This window comes from Alcanivorax sp. NBRC 102024 (assembly GCF_001602235.1).
Lineage (GTDB): Bacteria > Pseudomonadota > Gammaproteobacteria > Pseudomonadales > Alcanivoracaceae > Alcanivorax.
In genome coordinates this window covers 19,302-38,496 of sequence record NZ_BDAS01000004.1, presented here as the reverse complement: position 1 = coordinate 38,496, position 19,195 = coordinate 19,302, and the positions used below count along the sequence as shown (strand labels likewise).

The following is a 19,195-nucleotide window of genomic DNA, read 5'->3' as shown; positions in this document are numbered from 1 at the left end:
GGGGCGATGGATTTCATGGCGGGTTTGGTTTTTAGCGGCAGAAGGCTCGGCGTCTCGCTTTGCGAGCCAGGCGCCAACGCGTTTGGGGCGGGGTAGTCTCCGTATCAAAAAAACAGGGTGGACAAGCCGGGTGTTGTCATTTTAGTCTTGTAAACACTTGTGCGCGCACAGGTGTGCACATTTATGCTGCCCCGATTGTATGCCTTGACGGGCATTCCGTTGGGATTGCGTAAAACAGGTTGGTCAGCTCGCCCTGCACAGGCGGATACTGACATTGACCCTGATACGCGCTACCACAACAGAACAGACAAAACGGACGATGGCGGGCCGCCCTTGCTGCCCGTCGCCAGCCTGGTCCGCCAGGCGAGCAACACCTCATAAAATGACAACGAACGAGGAACCGTTATGCGTCAACCCGCCCAGCCCGAGCCAGGTGCGTCACCCTCTATCTGGTCTCGTCTGAGTACCATCACCGATTACTTTGCCTGGCCCCTGCGCACCTCCCATTATCTGGAGTTGGTGAATCCGCTGTGGACCACCCACAAGCTGCAGGCCAGGGTGGTCAAGGTATGGGATGAAACCAAGGATGCACGCACCCTGACCCTGCGCCCCGGCCTGAACTGGCGGGGCCACCGTGCCGGTCAGCATGTGCGGGTAGGGATTCCCGCCAACGGCAAGCATTACACCCGCACCTACACCATTTCCTCCCCGCCGGAGCGGGAGGACGACTGCTTCACCATCACCGTGAAGGCCATCGACAAGGGCACCATTTCCCACCACATCGTGCGCAATATCAAAGTGGGCGATTACCTGCCCATCGGCTTGCCCCAGGGGGACTTTTACCTGCCTGACGCCCAGCCGATCCAGCCGCTGTTTATCACCGCCGGCAGCGGTATCACGCCAGCTTTCAGCATGGTCAACAGCCTGATTGCCCAGGGACGCCTGCCGGATACCCACCATATCCACTATGCGCCCCATGAATTTGATGTGGTGCTGGGCAAGGAACTGAAGGCGATGGATCGCTACAACGATCGCTATCACCTGCACCTGATTTATAGCCGCGAGGGCGACGACCCGAGCCGCAACCGGTTTTCCGCCGCCCAACTGGATGCACTCTGCCCGGACTGGAAAGAACGGGATGTGTACGCCTGCGGCCCCCCTTCCCTGCTGGAAGCCATCGAGCAATGCATGGAAGACGCGGGTTGTATCCGCCGGTTGCATGTGGAGCGGTTCCGCGCCCCCTTTACCGAGGTGCCCGCCGATGCGGTGGGTGGCCGGGTGCGCTTCGCCCAGAGCAACGTGGAAACTGACGGCGACAGCAACACGCCGCTGCTGAAAGTGGCCGAGGAAGCCGGCATGAACCCGCCCCACGGCTGCCGCATGGGCATCTGCCATACCTGCAACACCACCCTGGTGTCCGGCTGTGTGCGTGACCTGCGGACCGGCGAGGTACTGAACGAGGCAGGCAGCATTGTACAGACCTGCATCTGCGCCGCCGCCGGCGATTGCGAACTGGATTTGTGAGGGAACAATAATGAAAACCCATCAATACCCGGTCGACCTGACCGACGAGCAGATCGAAGAATTCGGCAACGAGCTGGAAGCCATTCGCAACGAGGTGTTTGATTCCCGCGGCGACCGGGACCGTGCCTATATCCTCAAGGTTATCAAGACCCAGCGCACCATGGCGGTCAGCGCCCGCTTCATCATTTACCTGTCACTGTTTTTCATCCCCGCCTGGGGCCACGCGCTGGCCGCCTGGCCGGTGATGCTCACTATCCTGGGGCTGGGCGTGTTCATGCTCGGTATCGCCAAGATTCTGGAAAACATGGAAATCGCCCACAACGTGCTTCACGCCCAATGGGACTGGATGAAGGACCCGGAGATTCAATCCAACACCTGGGAGTGGGACACCATGAGCCCCTCGGACCGCTGGATGCATTCCCACAATGTGGTGCATCACACCTGGACCAATGTGCTGGAGAAGGATCTGGATGTGGGCTACGGCATCATGCGGGTGACGCCCATGCAGAAGTGGAAACCGGCGTTTCTGTTGCAGCCGATCTATTTCATTCTGCTGATGCTGTTGTTCGAAGAAGGCGTGGCCGTCCATGAGCAAGCCATCGATGACCACCTGAAAGGCAAGAACAAGCTCAAGGATTTCACGCCGTTGTTAAAACGGATTGGCTACAAGGTATGGCGGCAGGTGGCCAAGGATTACATCGCCTGGCCGCTGGCGGCGGCGCTGGTGGCGATCCCGATTTCCTTCTACGTGCCCTTCTCGCCGCTGCTGGTGTTCGGGATAGTGGCTGGCGCCAATGCGGTGGCCAACCTGATCCGCAATATCTGGGCCTTCACCATTATCTTCTGCGGGCACTTCCCGGCCGGAGCGCACAACTTCACCCTGGAACAGGTGGAAGGCGAAACCCGTGGGCGCTGGTATCTGCGCCAGATGCTGGGTTCCTGCAACATCGAGGGCGGCAAGCTGTTTCATATCCTGTCCGGTAACCTGTCGCACCAGATCGAACACCACCTGTTCCCGGACATGTGCAGCAACCGCTATCAGGAAGTGGCGCCACGGGTTCGCGCACTGGCGGATCGCTATGGCATCCCCTACAACAGCGCCTCCCTGTTCCGCCAGTTCGGCACCACCTGGCTGAACAACCTGCGTCTGGCCTTCCCCGGTGGCGGTGAGCCCTACGAGCCACGCCGCGAGCAGGCCAGTCAGTCCTGATGTCGACCGCAGGGTGGATTGACGCCTTCCGGCTAATCCACCCTGCGTTTTGGTGATGAGGCAGGATCAAGGTTGGGGAGAATCTGGAAAGGCTTTCCCGACTTTGCCCCTTCGCTTTGCAAGCAAAGCTCCAACGGTCAAGGCGAGTCGTTGGAGCCTTGCCCGCAAGGCGAAGGTTCTTTCAGTAAGCCACCGCGTTATCGACGCCGTACCAGCCCGTCTTCCAGGACCTGCTCGAAGTGGTCTGTCAGGGTGTCAGCGGCCGGGCGGTAGCTAACGCCCAGTGCCTTGCTGCGGCTGTTGTCGAAGCGCAGGGGGTAGCCCACGTTGCGGCTGATGAACTTGCGGGTGACCGGGCCCATGAACGGGCCGACAGCCCATACCACCGGCTTGGGCACCTTCATCATCGGGAAGGGATACTGCTTGCCGAATTGTTTGCGCAGCATGCCGGCGATGTCGAGCATGGACACGGACTGGCTGACCAGAATGTAGCGCCCCTCCGCTTCCGGTTTGAATGCCCCCAGCAAATGCGCCTGGGCCACTTCGCGCACGTCTACCATGCCGTATTCCAAAGCCGGCACACCGGTTTTCAGTTTGCCGCGCCCCATATCCAGCAGGGTGCCAATGCTGGCCGAGTTACTGGCGTTGGTCAGGGACGGGCCGTAGACCATGCCCGGGTTGATGGTTACCAGGTCCCACTGAGACTGACCGTCGTGGATTTTCCAGGCCTCCCGTTCGGCGGCCACCTTGGAGTACTGGTACGGGTTATGGTCAACACTGCTGGTGGTGTTCCAGTCGGCTTCGGTGAAGGCGCTTTTGCCTTTCATGTCCGTGGCATCCCCGTACACGGAGGCCACGCTGCTGGTCAGCACCACTCGCTTGAGGGTTTCGCAGCGGTTGGCGGCGTTGAGCACATTGCGGGTCCCTTCCACCGCCGGGCGAACCAGGGCCTCGTAGGCATCGGTGAAGCCATCCAGCACGAACGGCGAGGCGGTATGCATGAGGATGTCGCAGCCCTGCATGGGTGCATCGAAGCTTTCTGCATCCAGCAGGTCGGCCTTGAACAGTTTCAAGGTACCGGGTGCCGCATCGGCAATGCGCTTGAGGTGATCCACGCTTTTCGCCTTGTTGGGATCACGCACGGTGGCGTGGACCGTATGGCCTGCCTCCAGCAGGTATTTCACAATCCAGCCGGCAATATAGCCGGAAGCGCCGGTGACCATCACGGTATGGGTGTTACTGGGCATGCTTGGCTCCCGCCGATAAAAGGAAGCGCCTACGCTAGCACGATGTGGCAACCGGACAACTAGGGCTGTTCGTGCCATTTCGCCACGCGGTTCCTCCCGGCGTCCTTATTCGGGGTCGGGGCCCTTCTGACGATATTCGCTGGGGGAGAGGCCGGTCATCTGTCTGAACCAGCGCGTGAAAGAGTGTGCCTCATCAAACCCCGCATCCCTGGCTATTGCCTGCACAGACTGAGCGCTTTGTCGCAACAAATCGCAGGACCGCTCCAGCCGTAACCGGGAAAGCAGATCACCATAGCTGGTCCCCTCTTGACGCAATTTCCGGTGCAGGGTTCGGCTGGTGATATTCAGCATGGCAGCCACGTTTTCACGTGACACATTGCCGTCCTGAAGCAGTTTCTGAATATGCAGGCGAACCTCATCGGTAAATGAAGCGGGCTTGGCCCTCTCTTCAAGCAGCTTTTGCGCATGCTCAGTCAGCACCGTATTGAGCATGGGGTCGGCCGTGTTGACTGAAAGATCGACGGCCGTCGCAGGAAACAGGACCCGATAATGCCGGGCATTGAAAATCACCGGGCAATTAAAGGCGTTGCGATAGACATCCAGGGTCGCCCTGTCCTTGGGCGCAGGGTGGGCCATATGCACTTCATGCACCAGATGCCCGGCTTGCGTTCCCGTGTTAATCAACTGCGTATAGGTAAACAGGATAAAACTGCCGACATGGGTGCGAACAAATGGGTCCTGGAGATGACAATGCCATATCAGCTGGGCCTCACCCGGTGAATATTCCAGGCGGGTCTTGCCCGTATTGCTGATCAGCGGCTCCAACTGCATGATTTTTTCCAGACAAGCACCAACCGTACTGGACGTTTGTGCCAGAAAGGCAACCAGACCAAACAACTGCTGTTGGGAGGCCAGCCCCAGTGTCAAACCGGGCAAGGGGTCTGACATCTGTCGTAGCCCCACAGACAACATAAACTCCACATCCTCAGCAGGCATGTAAGCCGGATCTCCCTTTATCGGCTGAATACGAAAATCGTATTCCTTCAGTAGTCCATCAACGTCCACGCCATATTGCCGCCCAAGATCGAGCAACTTTTTTACAATTTCAATGGAAACCTTAAAACCCGCTGATACCGCCATGATGCTTTGAAGCTCGCTTATTTTTTAAGTGTTATGGGCCTTGGGAGCGCAATTTTTAAAAAAAATCCCCAGTCTGACAATCGCTGTCTTAATAAGATTATAACAACGTCCCTTTCCGCTATGTCTCCACTTCGGCAATGCCACCATCATAAGCCTTCCATAAGGTTGGTCATAAAAAAACCGGCAATATAAACGGATTTGCATTGGGTGAAGCATGAACAGCATATTTAAAATGGTTCTTTTTACTGGCTTGCTGGTGGGACTGGGCTCCCCGGCTCTGGCGGGTTGGCTGAGTGGGTTTTCGGTGAATTCCAGCTATGCCCAAACCCGATACCCCATCGTACTGGCCCATGGCATGTCCGGTTTCGATAGCATTGGGCCGCTGGACTACTGGAACGGTATCACCAGGGATCTCACTGAACGGGGCGCGGAAGTCTACCTGACACAGGTTTCGTCCTTTGCCTCCTCCGAAGTCCGTGGCGAACAGTTGCTGCAACAGGTAGAGGAGATTCTTGCTATCTCCGGTGCAGACAAAGTGAACCTGATCGGCCACAGCCACGGCAATCAGTCGATCCGTTATGTGGCAGCCGCCATGCCGGACCGTATCGCTTCCGCCACCTCGGTCGGCGGGGCCACAATGGGGTCCCCGGTATTTGACCTGCTTGTTTCCACGCTGGAAGGGACCGGCCCCTTAATCAGCAATGGGGCCGGTGAGATCGTGAATGCTGTTGGCACCATTATTGGCCTGGCCGCCGGCGAATCACTCCCGCAGGATTCGCTGGCCGGGTTTCAATCTATTTCCACCGAGGGTGCCGCAGACTTCAATACCCGCTACCCGGCCGGGGTGCCCACCGCCTTCTGCGGCGAGGGCAGCTATAGTGTAGACGGGGTACGCTATTACTCCTGGAGCGGCACGCGACTGCTCACCAATCCCCTGGATCCACTGGATCTGCCATTAAAAATTGCCTCTTCCGCCTTTATCGGCACCAACGATCCACAAAGTGACGGTCTGGTGGGCCGCTGCAGCAGTCACCTGGGCAAGGTCATTCGCGATAATTACCGGATGAACCATCTGGACGAGGTCAATCAGCTGTTCGGCCTGACCGACCTGTTTGAGACCGATCCCGTGGTGGTATTTCGTCACCATGCCAACCGGTTGAAAAACGCAGGTCTTTAAGTCATGGAACGCTCAGAGAAACTGTCCGTGGTTACGGTGCATGTTACTTTTGTCTTGTTCACCCTGGTGATTATTTTTTCCGGGGCAGGCAGACAATCAGAATCGCCAATGCATCGGCAGGCCGAAGTGACGCCTCCCACCCCCTTGCCACTGACGGCGCCCTTGCTTACCCCCGCCGCCAGCCGCTCGGTCACTGTCCGCAATGGCCTGGAAGCGCTTCCCGCCTCACTGGAAGGAACGACGGTTCCTGATGGGCTGGCGGTGACGCCCGACGGCAGCCTGGCGGTGACACCGCAACTTCGAGACGTCTTGGACTATTTCCTCTCCACCCTGGGCGAAGAGAGCCTGGATACCATTGAGCAACGATTGCGAGCGTATTTTGCCAGTCAACTGCCCGACACCGCCGCACGGCAGGCCGGCCAGATTCTGGGAGGCTACATGGCGTGGAAAAGGAACCTGGCCTCGCGCTCCGAGGCAGGTGGCGTCAGCACCGACACGCTGGACCTGGGTGCCCTCCGGGAGCAACAACAGTGGGTACGAGACAGTTGTCATCGCTATCTGGATCGCCAGGTATGCACGGCTTTCTTTGCCCGTCAGCAAGTCAGTGAGGACCATGCGCTGGCCCGGCTTGCCGTGGTCAGCGACGATACCCTGACAAGCCAGCAGAAGGCAGAACAGCTTGAGGCGCTCACCGCATCACTCCCGCATGACATGCAGAACAACATAGCCCGGATAAGCCGTTACCAGGAACTGCAGCGCAGGAGCGCGCAGCTTCGCCAAGACGGTGGCGACGAGGCAACCCTCAGACAGATTCGCGAGCAATGGGTGGGCGCAGACGCAGCCGCTCGCCTGGAGCAACTGGATAGCCGGCGGGAAGACTTCGATCGACGGATGTCGCAGTGGCTAAGGGAGCGCGAATCGCTGCTGGGTAATACCAACCTGTCGCGTTCTGATCGGCAGCAGCAGGTAGAACAACTGCGGGAAGCGCATTTCTCTTCCCGGGAGGAGGTCCGGGTAAAAGCCAGGGAGCGCATCGCCGACCGGTCATAACAGGCTCCCGGCAGGGCCCGCAACGCTTGGCGCTCGGCCAATACCGGCATCAGACTCACTTGCATGCTGCCGGCGGATTGTCAGGCGTTGCCGCGTGACCGATCAAACCACATCCAGGCGGCGAGCCCCACTCCCCAGGCACCGTTAACAATCAGGCCGCCAACTACCTTGGCGGCGTTCACGTCCAGCCCTTTCAGGGGAAACACCAGCAGCATGGCAACCAGCGTCGGGCCGATGGCGCCGATGATCAGCGCGCCGAGCCAGTGCCGGATGCCCTGCCAGCGACGGATCAACCACCAGACTGGCACACCCCAGACACCGCCCCAGAATGCCAGCGACAATACCTGGGGAATACCGAAGGGCGGCACCGGTGTCATGTTCCAGGGCGCCGCCGGGACCAGACCGCCCAGCCAGAACAGCGCCAGCACCCCTTGGTGAAACAGCAGAGTGGCGATAAAGCCCCCGGTGAAAGCCTGCAACCATTGTTGTGGCGAGTTGGACATGGGCTCTCCTTGTTAATATCGGATACGGCGATGCATTGGTTTAATTTGCATTACCCCCTGTGAATGGGGTGACAGGCCATCAATTTACCCTACTCCCATTCACTGGCCCCTCGAATAATATCTTCAACCAGTCCATCGAGATCGTCACCCTCTTCCTGCAATTGTTGATCCAGAATCAAGGCACTGAGCCCGTGAATCATTGCCCAGGTTCCGACACAGAAAGCATGCAATTCTCTCGCTGGACGCTCGCCACCGAGCACCTTGCTGATACTGAGCATCATCATGTCCCGGTTCAGCTTGCTGGCTTTGGCCAGTTCCTCATTGCGGTGAGTGGCGCTGAACCGGCCAAACATGAGCCGGAACAGGGCGGGATTCTCGCGAGCAAATTGGATATACGCTGCGCCGCCGGCACGAAACGCATCCATTGCATTGGAGACGGTCTTCTTCTCTAGATAAGCCCTTGACTGTTTCTGGGTCAGGCGGCCAAACCCCTCCACCGCCAAGGCAACCAACAGCTCTTCCTTGTTGACGAAATGGCGATAGACAGCACCTGGCGAGACTCCGGCAAGCCGCGCCAACTGACGCAAGCCCAGGTTTGCCTCCATGTTCTCTTCCAGCAGCTGCAGACCGTTATCTATCAAGGCTCGGCGCAGATCTCCGTGGTGGTAGCTGCCATTCTCTTTAGCGGTACTCGTCACTTTAACCATATTGACATCAGCGAGTGTCACCTTATCATGTGAACACTGTTTACTTTAGGCATGCAACACCATGACTCTCTTGCACAGCGTTGCCCCTGATATATGGGTGGCAGACACCCCTCACCGCTTTATCGGTTTACACATCGGTAGCCGCATGACGATCGTTCGACTTAAGTCCGGCATGTTGGTGCTGCATTCCCCTATTGCCCTGTCGACCGCGCTGCGTGAAGAAATCACCGCACTGGGCTCAGTAGGCCATATTATCTGCCCGAACCTGTTTCATCACGTTTATGCGGCTGAAGCGGTTGCCGCATTCCCCGAGGCACTTCTGCATGGCCCGGCCAAACTTCATCGCAAGCGCAAAGATCTGGACTTTGATACGGAATTCTCAGAAACCCCTCACCCGGACTGGAAGGACGAACTGCTCCCCCTAACGATGCAAGGCAGCCTGCTTCACGAAACCCTGCTCTATCACCCAGCCAGCCGTACGCTAATTAGCTGCGACCTGGTGGAAAACTTTAACCGGTGCGAGCACTGGTTCACCCGCTGGTATCTGAAGTTGGGCGGGATTTTCGGCAAGGTGGGCTGGCACCCGGTCCTCAGGCTGGTGTATCTCAACCGCCGCCGCGCCCGCGAGAGTGTCGCCAAGCTTCTGGAGTGGCCATTCCAGCGAGCCATTGTCGCCCATGGTGACATCATTACCGAAAACGCCCATACCGCCGTAAGCAAAGGCTTGGCCTGGCTTTTCTGACCCGAGCACCTTTCTGATTGCATCACGAGGAAAATTGTCATGCCGGACCAATCTTTTTCTTCCGAGACAACACTTGTCGCGCCGACCCTGTGGCGTCGGCGCGCAGCGATGTCGTTGTTTGTACTATTTGCCCTGCTAATGGGCTTTTATGGGCTAACCGCAATCGAGGCAGCGCACACCAATTTTGCCGCGACCTATGACCCCGGTGTTCACGAAGGTCGTGTAGCCGCACAGCAGAGCATTGTATCCGGTAACCGCGAAGATGTTGCCATGGAGTATGCTCGCGAGACAGGGATGCTACTGCCAATCATCAGCACGTTGACGGACACACAGCCTGTTTTCTATGGCCATGACGGATTATACGACACCCTGATCTACTATGCTGAGATGCCCAAATCCCACATTGCCACTCTGTCACTGCATAACCTGCTCGGTGGTCTATGTATGCTTTTCGGGGCCTTCCAGTTCTGGCCAGCCTTCCGTCAACGCTACCCCCGCTGGCACCGCGGATTTGGCATGGTATATATGATCGCGGCCCAGGCCGGCATGATTGCTGCCATGGCCTATATGCTGATGACGCCGCTGGAAAAGATGTATGACACCCTCACTTTCACGGTAGGGCTCTGGTTTCTCGCTATCGGCGTCACGCTGACGCTGTGGATGTCTATCTGGCATCTGTGGCGCCGGGAATATGCCCAGCATCAGGCCTATATGGCACTCAATTACGGCTTCCTGCTTACCGCGCCCTTTACCCGTATTAACTGGGCCTGGGCGGCGGGTCTGTTCCCCGATTTGTCGCAAAACACCAGCAACTATCTGGCCACTGCCGTGCTCATCCCGGGCTGTATTCTGGTCGGCTACGCTTTGTTGTGTATGAACCGATGGCTGCAAAAGGGGCGCACTGTACCCAACCCAAAACCAGGCATCGCACCGGATCTGCGGCCACGACTGCAGGCACTTTTTACCAGAGCCGCTCTGGTACTGGCTGCGTTAGGCATCGTCACCCTGATATGGACCGGCATGCTATACCCGGGGCTGGAAAATTCCAGCCTGGCACATCAGCTCATGCCTGCCAGTGTGATCAATCATGACAGCCAGGTTCTAGGCCAGGGACTAACGTTGTCCCGAGCTATCTATGCTGTCACCGCTATCGCTGCCTTGCTTTGCGCCATGCCTTTTCTGCGCCAGGCTTTTATGAAAAACGCAGCTCCTAAGCCGGGACTGGACCGCTGGGCCATCAGCCTTGCAGTCATGGCCGCCATCAGTGGTGCAATCATGCTGGTGTGGGGCTGGCAGTTAGGCGGGCCCAGCAAGGACACCCTGGCCGGCGGCATCTCCTTTATGTTTAATGGGGTATGCGCTATCGGTTTCGCACTGCTGCTAATGAAGGCTCTGATCCGCAAGGATAGCGCACTGGTCAAGGAACATGGCGTGTTTACATTCCTGGCTGTACTGGCATTCCCCGCGTTCTACTGGATGCTGGTCGGCCTAAACCTGTTCCCCATCCCTACGGTGTATATCGATGGCGGCCATGTCTATCGGTTAAGCATGTACTTCGGTCTGTTTCTGCTGACTGCGGGTGTGGTGTATTCCGCTTACGGAGAAGCCACCCAGCGACGCTATGCACGCTAAACAGCATTGACTGCAGCCCCGGCATTTTCCCGGGGCTGCACCACTTCGATATCACTCTTCGTCCGGGATTTCCGGGGTCACCAGTTGCGCCAGCATTTGCAGAGATTCCTGCCAGCCCTGATAGCAGCACTCCACCGGTATCACCTCGGGCATGCCCTCCTGGGTAATGGTCAGCTCGGTCCCGCACAGCACCTCTTTCAGCGAAATGGTGACCTGCATTTCACCGGGTAAGTTGGGGTCGTCGAACTGGTCGGTGTGGCGTATCCGTTCGTTGGGCTTGAGTTCCAGGTAGCGGACGCTGAAGCAGTGGCTTTTGCCGGTGGAGAAGTTGGTGAACGACATGCGATAGCCGCCCCCTTCACGGGCGTCCATTTCATGGACCTTGCCGGTGAAGCCATGGGGCGGCAGCCATTTGACCATGGCATCGGCATCCAGAAAGGCGCGGTAGACGCGATCCGGGGTGGCGCGCAGGACGCGGTGCAAGCGGACGGTATTAGCGGACATGATGGCTCTCCTTGTTGGGTGTGATGCCTCCGTTCTTGGAGGGGGCATCCTCTTATCGGATGTGGCGGCCATCATTCGACAGGAAGATGCCGGTTCATCGTTTGCCGGGAATGCCGTCCGGTAAGCGTCCGAAACATCAACCAAGCTGATTGTATTCCCCAAAAATAACCCGTTTTTAATCAGGCATTCTAATCATATAGTGACGCCATCGACAGACAGGCAATGGAGCCTGTTACAGGAGGACGTCATGATCGAGCTGCGCACACGCAATGAACTGGGCCATGCCCGACACGGCTGGCTGGATACCCGGCACCACTTTTCCTTCGCCAATTATCACGATCCCAAACGGGTCCACTGGGGTGACCTGCGGGTATGGAACGATGACACCATCGCACCACACACGGGCTTCCCGGCGCACTCTCACCGGGAGATGGAGATCATCACCTATGTGCGCAAGGGTGCCATTACCCACCAGGACAGCCTGGGTAACAGTGGGCGCACGGAAGCCGGCGATGTGCAGGTGATGTCCGCCGGTACCGGGATTACTCATAGCGAGCAAAACCTGGAGGATACGGAGACCCGGATCTTTCAGATCTGGATCATTCCGAATGCCACCGGTTTGCCACCCACCTGGGGCAGCAAGCCCTTCCCGAAGGCATCCCGCGAGGGACATTTCGAGATACTCGCCAGTGGCTACCCGGATGACGGCGATGCCCTGCCGATTCAGGCGGATGCCCGTGTCGTGGCCGCCAACCTGAGCGAGGGCCAGACGGTGACCTACCCGGTGGAGGCGGGTCGCAAGGTCTATCTGGTGCCCGCCAAGGGACGGGTCAGGGTGAATGAGGTGTTGGCCGATACCGGCGATGGCCTGGCCATCAGTGACGAGACACATCTGACCGTGGTGGCAGAAGCGGACAGCGAGATCGTGCTGGTGGAAACTGTCTAGCCAGGAGGCAATCCAGCCTACCTTCCAACACACTACCTCCACAAAAAAGGCCCGGAGCGTTTCCGGGCCTTCCACTTTTCCTGTAGGAACTTGCCTGCAGGCGCCTACAGCCATTTCATGCCGGCATTATTGGCCGGTTTTTTTCTGCAAAGCGATTTCCAGCGCGGCAATCTTTTCATGCATGGCACGCATCAGGTCGAGCATTTCCTGACGCTCGTCATGGGCGATCTGGTTGTTGGCATCCCGTTCGGCGCGCTGTTCGCTTTCGTGCACTTCCTGGGTGGCGCTGACGATGATGGCAATAAACAGGTTCAGCACCATAAAGCTGGAGATCAGGATAAAGGGCACGAAGAAGATCCAGGCAAAGGGGTAGACCTCCATCACCGGACGGGCAATGCCCATGGACCAGCTTTCCAGAGTCATGATCTGGAACAGGCTGTAGATGCTGGCGCCGAGCGTGCCGAACCACTGCGGGAACGCCTCACCGAACAGCTCGGTACCCATCACCGCAAAGATGTAGAACATCATCAACAATAATGCCGCCGTCCAGCCGATCCCCGGCAGGGCCTGCATCAATGACTCCACCAGCATGCGCAACCGCCTCACCGATGACAGCAGGCGCAATACCCGCAAAATCCGCAGGCTGCGCAGAATCGCCAGGGGCCCGGACGTTGGAGCCAGAGAAATGGCAACGATCAGAAAATCGAACACATTCCAGCCGGAGCGGAAGAAGCGTGGCCCGAAGGCAACCAGCTTGAGCACGATTTCCAGCACGAACGCGGCCAGCACCACCTGGTTAAGCAGGTTTAGCCACTGCCCTGCCCGCTCCTGGGCTACCGCGGAGGTTTCCACGCCCAGAATAATCGCATTGAGAAGGATCAAAGCTGTAATGGTGTGTCCGAAAAGCGGGGTATTCAGCAGAGCAGCCAGGCGTTGCCGCCAGCCGGGGGATACGGACGTTGAAGTGGCCTGCATGGAGAGTCACCAAATAATCCAGGAGGCGCGAGTATACCTGATACGGGAGGGGGGATTGATAGGGGCCGCAGGCGCTTTGCGAGCAAAGCGCCAACGGCAAAGCGGGTGGTCAGTCTTCCAGGGTCACCACCGGCTCCCAGACACCGTCGATGACTTTGGAGAGAATCATGTCGTTGCCGGCACGATGATTGGTGGCGCTCATCTTGATATCCACCCCGGTGACCGGATCATTGAAATCCAGAGACTCCATGGCCGCCAGGAAGGAATCGGTGGTCAGATCCGGGCCCGCCTTGCGCAGTGCCTCGATGGTCACCATGGCACCCACGCGCCCGAGCACGGCACCGCCGCTGGGCACAGAGCCGTATTGCGCCTGGTACTCTTCCGCCCATTGTTTAGCTTCCGGTACATCCTTCATGCGGCTGACAATATCCTGCCAGGGAGACACACCGTAAAGCCCTTCGGTGACACCCCCGGGTGCCGCGGCAACGGCGGAATGGAAGCCGGCCTGGGAGACCACAAACTTCACGTCATCCCAGCCCATTTCCTTGGCGGTGGCCACCACGGAAATGATCGGCCGCACCGGCAGGGCCACGGCGACCAGCTGGCAACCGGCATCCTTCAGGCGCGCCAGGGTGCCGGTGAAATCACTCTCGTCCGGTCGGTGGGAGGTGCTTTCCGCCAGGGTCAGGGAATCCTTGCCCGCCGCGGCGTCGTTAATGGCCTGGTTCACCTCCTCGCCGAAATCCGAGGGAATGTACATCACACAGATTTTCTCGATGCCGTACTCGTCCGTCATCCAGTTGACGCCTTTCAGTACCCCTTCATAGTAACTGGGGCCAAAGACGAAACGGTGGGAGAAGTCCCCCTCCTCTTCCATCTGTCGTGAAAGCGCCAGAGGAAGAATGCTGGGCACATTATTGCGATCCATCACCGGGAACGCGGCCAGGTTATGGGGCGTGCCCAGACTCATCACCATGGCAAATACTTCATCCCGGCTGATCAGCTTGTTGGTGGCCTGGGTGGCCTTGGGTACCTGGTAGGCATGATCCTCGACGATATAACGGATCTCACGGCCATGAATCCCGCCCTCGGCATTCACGTCGGCAAACATGTCGTTGGCCACCTGCACCGCCGGGGAGGAAAACGCGGCAAACACCCCGGACAGATCGTGCATGCCGCCCAGTTTGATTTCGGTATCACTGACACCACGCACCGACTCGGCGGCGGCGCTCTCTTCTTCCTTGTTATCACTGCACCCGATCAGGGTGGCTGCGGCGAGAGCCGCCAGACAAAGCTTCTTCATGATGCATTCTCCTCTCGAATTCATACCTGAAGCCGTGACTTCAGGTAATTGCAATCAGTACATGGAATCAATCAGGTGCTTATGTTTTTTCTCCACGAAGGAACGCTTCAGCTTCATGGTGGCAGTCAGCTCCTCATCCTCGGCGGTGAGCAGCACGTCGATCAGGCGGAAATACTTGATCTGTTCCACCTGGGCGAACTGTTTATTCACATCCGTAATGATGCTGTCGATCAGGTCGATCACCTCCTTGGCACGACACAGGGAGGCGAAGTTGGAAAACGGGACCTGACGATCCTGGGCATATTTCTCCACGTTTTCCTGATCAATCATGATCAGGCAGGTGAGGTACTTGCGCTGGTCGCCAATGACCACGGCATCGGAAATATACGGAGAAAACTTTATGCGGCTTTCAATTTCCGCCGGGGTAATATTCTTGCCGCCGGCGGTGATGATGATGTCTTTCAAGCGACCGGTAATGGTGAGCATGCCGTCTTCCAGACGCCCCACATCGCCGGTGTGCAGCCAGCCATCGCGGATATCTTCCGCAGTTTTTTCCGGCTTGCGCCAGTAACCGGCGAACACATGGTCACCGCGTACCAGCACTTCACCGTTGTCGGCAATGCGCACCTCGGTCTCGGGCAGCGGCTCGCCCACGGAACCCACCCGGGCCCGGTCCTTGCTGTTGAGCGATACCACGCCGGTGGTTTCGGTCATGCCATAGCCTTCATAAAGCGGCACGCCCAGGGACTGGAACCAGCGAATCAGGTCCGGGGAAATGGGTGCCGCGCCGGTGGTGCCCCGACGCAGACGAGCCATGCCGATCAGGTCCCGAACATTGCGCAACACCAACAGGTTCCAGAACTGGTAATGCAGCCAGGAAAGTGGTGACCGTTTACGCTCACAGTGCCAGCTGTCCCCGGCGGCCAGGGCCTGGTCAAAACACCAGCGGCCAAAACCGGTGGCTTCGTCTCGCAGGGTCATCATGGAGCTGTAGATCTTTTCCCACAGACGCGGCACCGCGGCAAAGGTATGGGGCGACACTTCGCGCAGGTTCTCGAACACGGTCTCCGGGCTCTCCGCAAAGTTCACGGTACACCCTTTGTAGATCGGTACTTCCACCGATACCAGCCGCTCCAGAATATGGCACAGAGGGAGGAAGCAGAGCTGGTCATCGTCTTCATGGGCTTCCAGTACCTGCTCCCCGGCGGCCAGCTGGAACAGCACATTGCGGTGGCTGATCATGGCGCCCTTGGGGGCACCGGTGGTGCCGGAGGTGTAGATCAGCATGCGGATGTCATCCGGCTGACTCTCGGCGATGCTGGCGCTGAACCGGGCTTCGGCATCGGCGATGCCCTCGCCCAGGGCGTAGAGTTCATCCAGGAACATGACCATGGGATCACTGAAATCCCGCAGCCCCTTGCGATCGAACACGATCACTTTTTTCAGGGTGGGCACCTGGTCGCGTACGGTCAGGTATTTGTCCAGCTGTTCATCGTTTTCCACGAACAGGAAGGCGGAGCCACTGTCATTGACCAGGTAGGCCAGCTGCTCGGCGCTGTCGGTGGTATAGACGCCATTGCTGATGCCACCGGCCCCGGCGATACCCAGATCGCAGTAGAGCCATTCCTTGTTGTCTTCACTGAGAATGGAAACCGGCTGGCCCCGCTCCAGGCCGAGAGACAGCAGCGCCACGCCGATGGCACGGGCCTTTTCGTAATAGTCCTGCCAGCTGTAGCTCTGCCAGATGCCCAGGTCCTTTTCCCGGTGCGCAATTTGCGCTCCCCGCTCCAGGCATTGCTGGCGCCACAGTTTGACCACGGTGTCGCAACCGTGGAGAAGGGTCGATGCGTTGTTGGTTGTTGTCATCATCAGCGCCAGGTCTTCTTTCGTTTCCAGCGTTTTTCCGGTCGGTCATCCCCCGCCGACTGGCCCAGATAGAACTCGCGAATGTCGTCGCTGGCGAGCAACGCCTCGGCGCTGCCGTCCATGACGATGCGGCCGGTTTCCAGCACATAGCCATGGTCCGCCGTGTTCAGTGCCACCTGGGCATTCTGCTCCACCAGCAACAGGGTCACGCCCTGCTCTTTATTCAGCCGACGGACGATGGCGAAGATTTCCTGCACCAGCAGCGGCGACAGCCCCAGGGACGGTTCATCCAGCAACATCAGCGACGGCCGCGACATCAGCCCACGACCGATGGCCAGCATCTGCTGCTGACCGCCAGACAGGGTGCCGGCGGGCTGGTTGCGGCGCTCCAGCAGGATCGGGAAATAGTCATACACCATCTCCATGTCCTGGCGGATACCCGCCTTGTCGCGGCGGATGTAAGCCCCCATGGCCAGATTCTCTTCCACGGTGAGAAACGGAAACACTTCCCGGCCTTCCGGCACGTGGGCGATACCCTGACGGACCAGGGCATCCGGTTCGCGCCCCTCGATGGCTTCGCCAGCCAGGCTGATGCTGCCCTTGCGCGGCGCCAGGGCGCCGGAAATGGTTTTCATCAGGGTGGTCTTGCCGGCGCCGTTGGCGCCAAGGATGGCAACCACCTTGCCTTCGAACACATCGATGGATACCCCGCGCAGGGCCATCACCGGGCCGTAGAAGGCTTCCAGATTTTTGACCTGCAGCAGCGGCTGGGCATCATTCATGGCGTCTTTCTGTACTGCACTCATGAGGTTGCCTCCGTGCCCAGATAGGCTTCGATCACCTTGGGGTCTGCCTGTACGTCGGCGGCCGAGCCCATGGCCAGCGGCCGGCCTTCCGACACCGCCAGCACCCGGTTGGATACCCGCGATACCAGGCTCATGTCGTGCTCTACCATCAGTACGGTCAGGCCCAGATCTTTCTGCATGTCCTCGATCCACCAGGCCATGTTCTGGGTTTCTTCCACGCTGAGGCCGGAAGCCGGTTCATCCAGCAGGATCAGTTTCGGCTGGCTGGACAGGGCCCGGGCAATTTCCACCACCTTGCGCACCCCATAGGGCAGGCCGGCGATCAGCTTGTCCCGGTAGGGAGCCAGGTCGAGGAAATCAATCACCTCTTCCACCAGCAGCCGATGCTCCCGTTCACTGCGCCGCACCTTGGGCAGGAACAACAGCTCCTCGAACCAGCGGGTATTGCGCCGGCAATGACGGCCGATCAACAGGTTCTGCAGTACCGAGGAGTGATCGAACAATTCAATATTCTGGAAAGTGCGGGCGATACCCAGCCCGGCCACCTTATGCGCCGGCAGGGAAGTAATGTCCTGCCCGTCAAAGAGGATCTGCCCGCCGCCCGGTTCATAGAGACGGCTGATCAGATTGAAGATGGTGGATTTCCCTGCCCCGTTGGGGCCAACCAGGGTGAACACTTCGCCGGGCTCCACGGTGAAACTGACACCGTCCACCGCTTTCACCCCGCCGAAGGAAATGGAGAGATCCTTTACCTGTAACAGACTCATCGTTGGCGCTCCGTTTTCAGGTAGGTACGGGTACGACGGAACATGCCCTTGCGGTACAGCGGGAACAGCTGCAACCAGGTGCGCACCTTGAACCAGACGCCGTAGAGGCCACGCGGTTCGTAAATCACCATAAGCAGAATCAGCAGGGCGAACAGGGCCGTATCCAGGCCCGGGTAGGCCGCAATCTGGATGCCGGCGGTGTTATCCAGGTAATCACTGGCGATGGCGATCAATTGTGGCAGCAACACCACCACAATGGCGCCGAAGAAGGCCCCGTGCACCGAGCCCAGTCCGCCGATCACGATCTGCAACAGCAAGGTGATGGAGATCAGTACCAGGAAGCTTTCATAGTTCACCGCCTGGGCCAGGTGGGCATAGAGCGCCCCGGCCAGGCCGGTGATAGCGCAGGACAGGCTGAAAGACAGGGTCTTGGCACGGGCCACATTGACCCCCAGGGCCCGGGCGGACACTTCACTGTCACGCACGGCCAGGAAAGAGCGGCCCGAGGCACTGCGCAGCAGGTTCAGATACCCCAGGGTGACCAGCACCAGTACCGCCAGGCAGAGATAGTAGAAGGCTTCCGGGGTGGCATACCGGTCGATCTCCATGCCGAACATGGCAATCGGCGGGGCAAACACCCCGGCCACCCCACCGGTAATCGGCTCGGCCATAATCGCCACGTCCTCGATAATGATGCTCAGTGCGAGAGTGGCGATGGCCAGATAGATGCCGCTCATACGCAGGATCGGCCGGGAGATGATCGCACCGATCACTCCGGAGGTGACTGCACTGGCCAGCAAGGCAGGCAGGAAGTGCCAGCCGCGCAGCATCAACGCCAGATTGGTAAAGGCCCCAATGGCCATAAAGGCCGCATGCCCCAGGCTGACCTGGCCGGTATGGCCACTGATCAGCATCAGGCCCAGCCCCGCCAGGGACCACACCAGCACGGCAGTGAGCTCACCCAGATAGTAGGTGCCCAGCAGCCAGGGCGCGGCCAACAATAGCGCCATCAGGATAGCGTACTGGGCCAGGTGCCAGCGCCCTTCAAACAGATTGATATCGTCGTCGTAACGGCTTTTGAATCGGTTGCTCATGG

General features: G+C 58.8%; 18 protein-coding genes. 7 read left to right on the top strand and 11 right to left on the bottom strand.

The window, feature by feature from the left end; all coding sequences use genetic code 11:
- Positions 1-405: 405 nt before the first annotated feature.
- Together A0251_RS08180 and A0251_RS08175 are read left to right on the top strand one after the other, a co-directional pair.
- Positions 406-1,524: a ferredoxin reductase gene (locus A0251_RS08180; protein ID WP_062816376.1), complete on the top strand. Its 1,119-nt coding sequence runs from the start codon at positions 406-408 to the stop codon at positions 1,522-1,524.
- Positions 1,525-1,534: 10 nt separating this feature from the next.
- Complete coding sequence (locus A0251_RS08175; RefSeq protein WP_062816375.1) at positions 1,535-2,734, top strand: acyl-CoA desaturase; 1,200 nt, start codon at positions 1,535-1,537, stop codon at positions 2,732-2,734.
- 197 nt (positions 2,735-2,931) lie between these two features.
- Here the strand turns inward: A0251_RS08175 and A0251_RS08170 are convergent, their stop codons facing one another.
- Entirely contained in the window at positions 2,932-3,981 is a 1,050-nt protein-coding gene (locus tag A0251_RS08170) for an NAD-dependent epimerase/dehydratase family protein (protein WP_062816374.1), read from the bottom strand.
- Positions 3,982-4,086: 105 nt separating this feature from the next.
- Complete coding sequence (locus tag A0251_RS08165; protein ID WP_062816373.1) at positions 4,087-5,121, bottom strand: AraC family transcriptional regulator; 1,035 nt, start codon at positions 5,119-5,121, stop codon at positions 4,087-4,089.
- Between the two features lie 232 nt (positions 5,122-5,353).
- On the opposite strand from A0251_RS08165, the gene A0251_RS08160 reads away from it, so the two are divergent.
- Together A0251_RS08160 and A0251_RS08155 are read left to right on the top strand one after the other, a co-directional pair.
- Positions 5,354-6,298, top strand: coding sequence for a triacylglycerol lipase (locus tag A0251_RS08160; RefSeq protein ID WP_231874194.1), 945 nt, complete (start codon positions 5,354-5,356; stop codon positions 6,296-6,298).
- Positions 6,299-6,301: 3 nt separating this feature from the next.
- Positions 6,302-7,348: a lipase secretion chaperone gene (locus tag A0251_RS08155; RefSeq protein ID WP_062816371.1), complete on the top strand. Its 1,047-nt coding sequence runs from the start codon at positions 6,302-6,304 to the stop codon at positions 7,346-7,348.
- Positions 7,349-7,428: 80 nt separating this feature from the next.
- Here the strand turns inward: A0251_RS08155 and A0251_RS08150 are convergent, their stop codons facing one another.
- On the bottom strand, positions 7,429-7,851 hold the full coding sequence (locus A0251_RS08150; RefSeq protein ID WP_062816370.1) for a hypothetical protein: 423 nt from the start codon (positions 7,849-7,851) through the stop codon (positions 7,429-7,431).
- An 89-nt stretch (positions 7,852-7,940) separates the two neighbouring features.
- On the bottom strand, positions 7,941-8,579 hold the full coding sequence (locus A0251_RS08145) for a TetR/AcrR family transcriptional regulator (protein ID WP_156478268.1): 639 nt from the start codon (positions 8,577-8,579) through the stop codon (positions 7,941-7,943).
- Between the two features lie 76 nt (positions 8,580-8,655).
- Between A0251_RS08145 and A0251_RS08140 the strand changes: the two genes are divergently transcribed.
- The gene (locus A0251_RS08140) at positions 8,656-9,300 is read left to right on the top strand and encodes a DUF4336 domain-containing protein (protein WP_231874193.1); all 645 of its coding nucleotides are present in this window, start codon (positions 8,656-8,658) and stop codon (positions 9,298-9,300) included.
- 39 nt (positions 9,301-9,339) lie between these two features.
- A complete protein-coding gene (locus A0251_RS08135; protein WP_082810800.1) occupies positions 9,340-10,932 on the top strand; it encodes a DUF2306 domain-containing protein in 1,593 nt (530 codons plus the stop codon).
- Positions 10,933-10,983: 51 nt separating this feature from the next.
- On the opposite strand, the gene A0251_RS08130 is transcribed toward A0251_RS08135, so the two are convergent.
- A complete protein-coding gene (locus A0251_RS08130; protein WP_062816366.1) occupies positions 10,984-11,436 on the bottom strand; it encodes an SRPBCC family protein in 453 nt (150 codons plus the stop codon).
- 247 nt (positions 11,437-11,683) lie between these two features.
- On the opposite strand from A0251_RS08130, the gene A0251_RS08125 reads away from it, so the two are divergent.
- The gene (locus A0251_RS08125; protein ID WP_062816365.1) at positions 11,684-12,382 is read left to right on the top strand and encodes a pirin family protein; all 699 of its coding nucleotides are present in this window, start codon (positions 11,684-11,686) and stop codon (positions 12,380-12,382) included.
- A 126-nt stretch (positions 12,383-12,508) separates the two neighbouring features.
- On the opposite strand, the gene A0251_RS08120 is transcribed toward A0251_RS08125, so the two are convergent.
- From A0251_RS08120 to A0251_RS08095, 6 genes are all read right to left on the bottom strand, one after another.
- Positions 12,509-13,357, bottom strand: a complete 849-nt coding sequence (locus A0251_RS08120; RefSeq protein ID WP_062816364.1) for an ion transporter — start codon at positions 13,355-13,357, stop codon at positions 12,509-12,511.
- Positions 13,358-13,466: 109 nt separating this feature from the next.
- Entirely contained in the window at positions 13,467-14,660 is a 1,194-nt protein-coding gene (locus tag A0251_RS08115) for an ABC transporter substrate-binding protein (protein WP_062816363.1), read from the bottom strand.
- Positions 14,661-14,714: 54 nt separating this feature from the next.
- Complete coding sequence (locus A0251_RS08110; RefSeq protein WP_062816362.1) at positions 14,715-16,529, bottom strand: long-chain fatty acid--CoA ligase; 1,815 nt, start codon at positions 16,527-16,529, stop codon at positions 14,715-14,717.
- Positions 16,529-17,332: an ABC transporter ATP-binding protein gene (locus tag A0251_RS08105; RefSeq protein ID WP_231874192.1), complete on the bottom strand. Its 804-nt coding sequence runs from the start codon at positions 17,330-17,332 to the stop codon at positions 16,529-16,531. Before A0251_RS08105 ends, A0251_RS08110 begins: the two co-directional genes overlap by 1 nt.
- Positions 17,329-18,099, bottom strand: coding sequence for an ABC transporter ATP-binding protein (locus tag A0251_RS08100; protein WP_062816361.1), 771 nt, complete (start codon positions 18,097-18,099; stop codon positions 17,329-17,331). The genes A0251_RS08105 and A0251_RS08100 overlap by 4 nt, the downstream gene beginning before the upstream one ends.
- The gene (locus A0251_RS08095) at positions 18,096-19,193 is read right to left on the bottom strand and encodes a branched-chain amino acid ABC transporter permease (protein WP_062816360.1); all 1,098 of its coding nucleotides are present in this window, start codon (positions 19,191-19,193) and stop codon (positions 18,096-18,098) included. The genes A0251_RS08100 and A0251_RS08095 overlap by 4 nt, the downstream gene beginning before the upstream one ends.
- Positions 19,194-19,195: the final 2 nt, after the last annotated feature.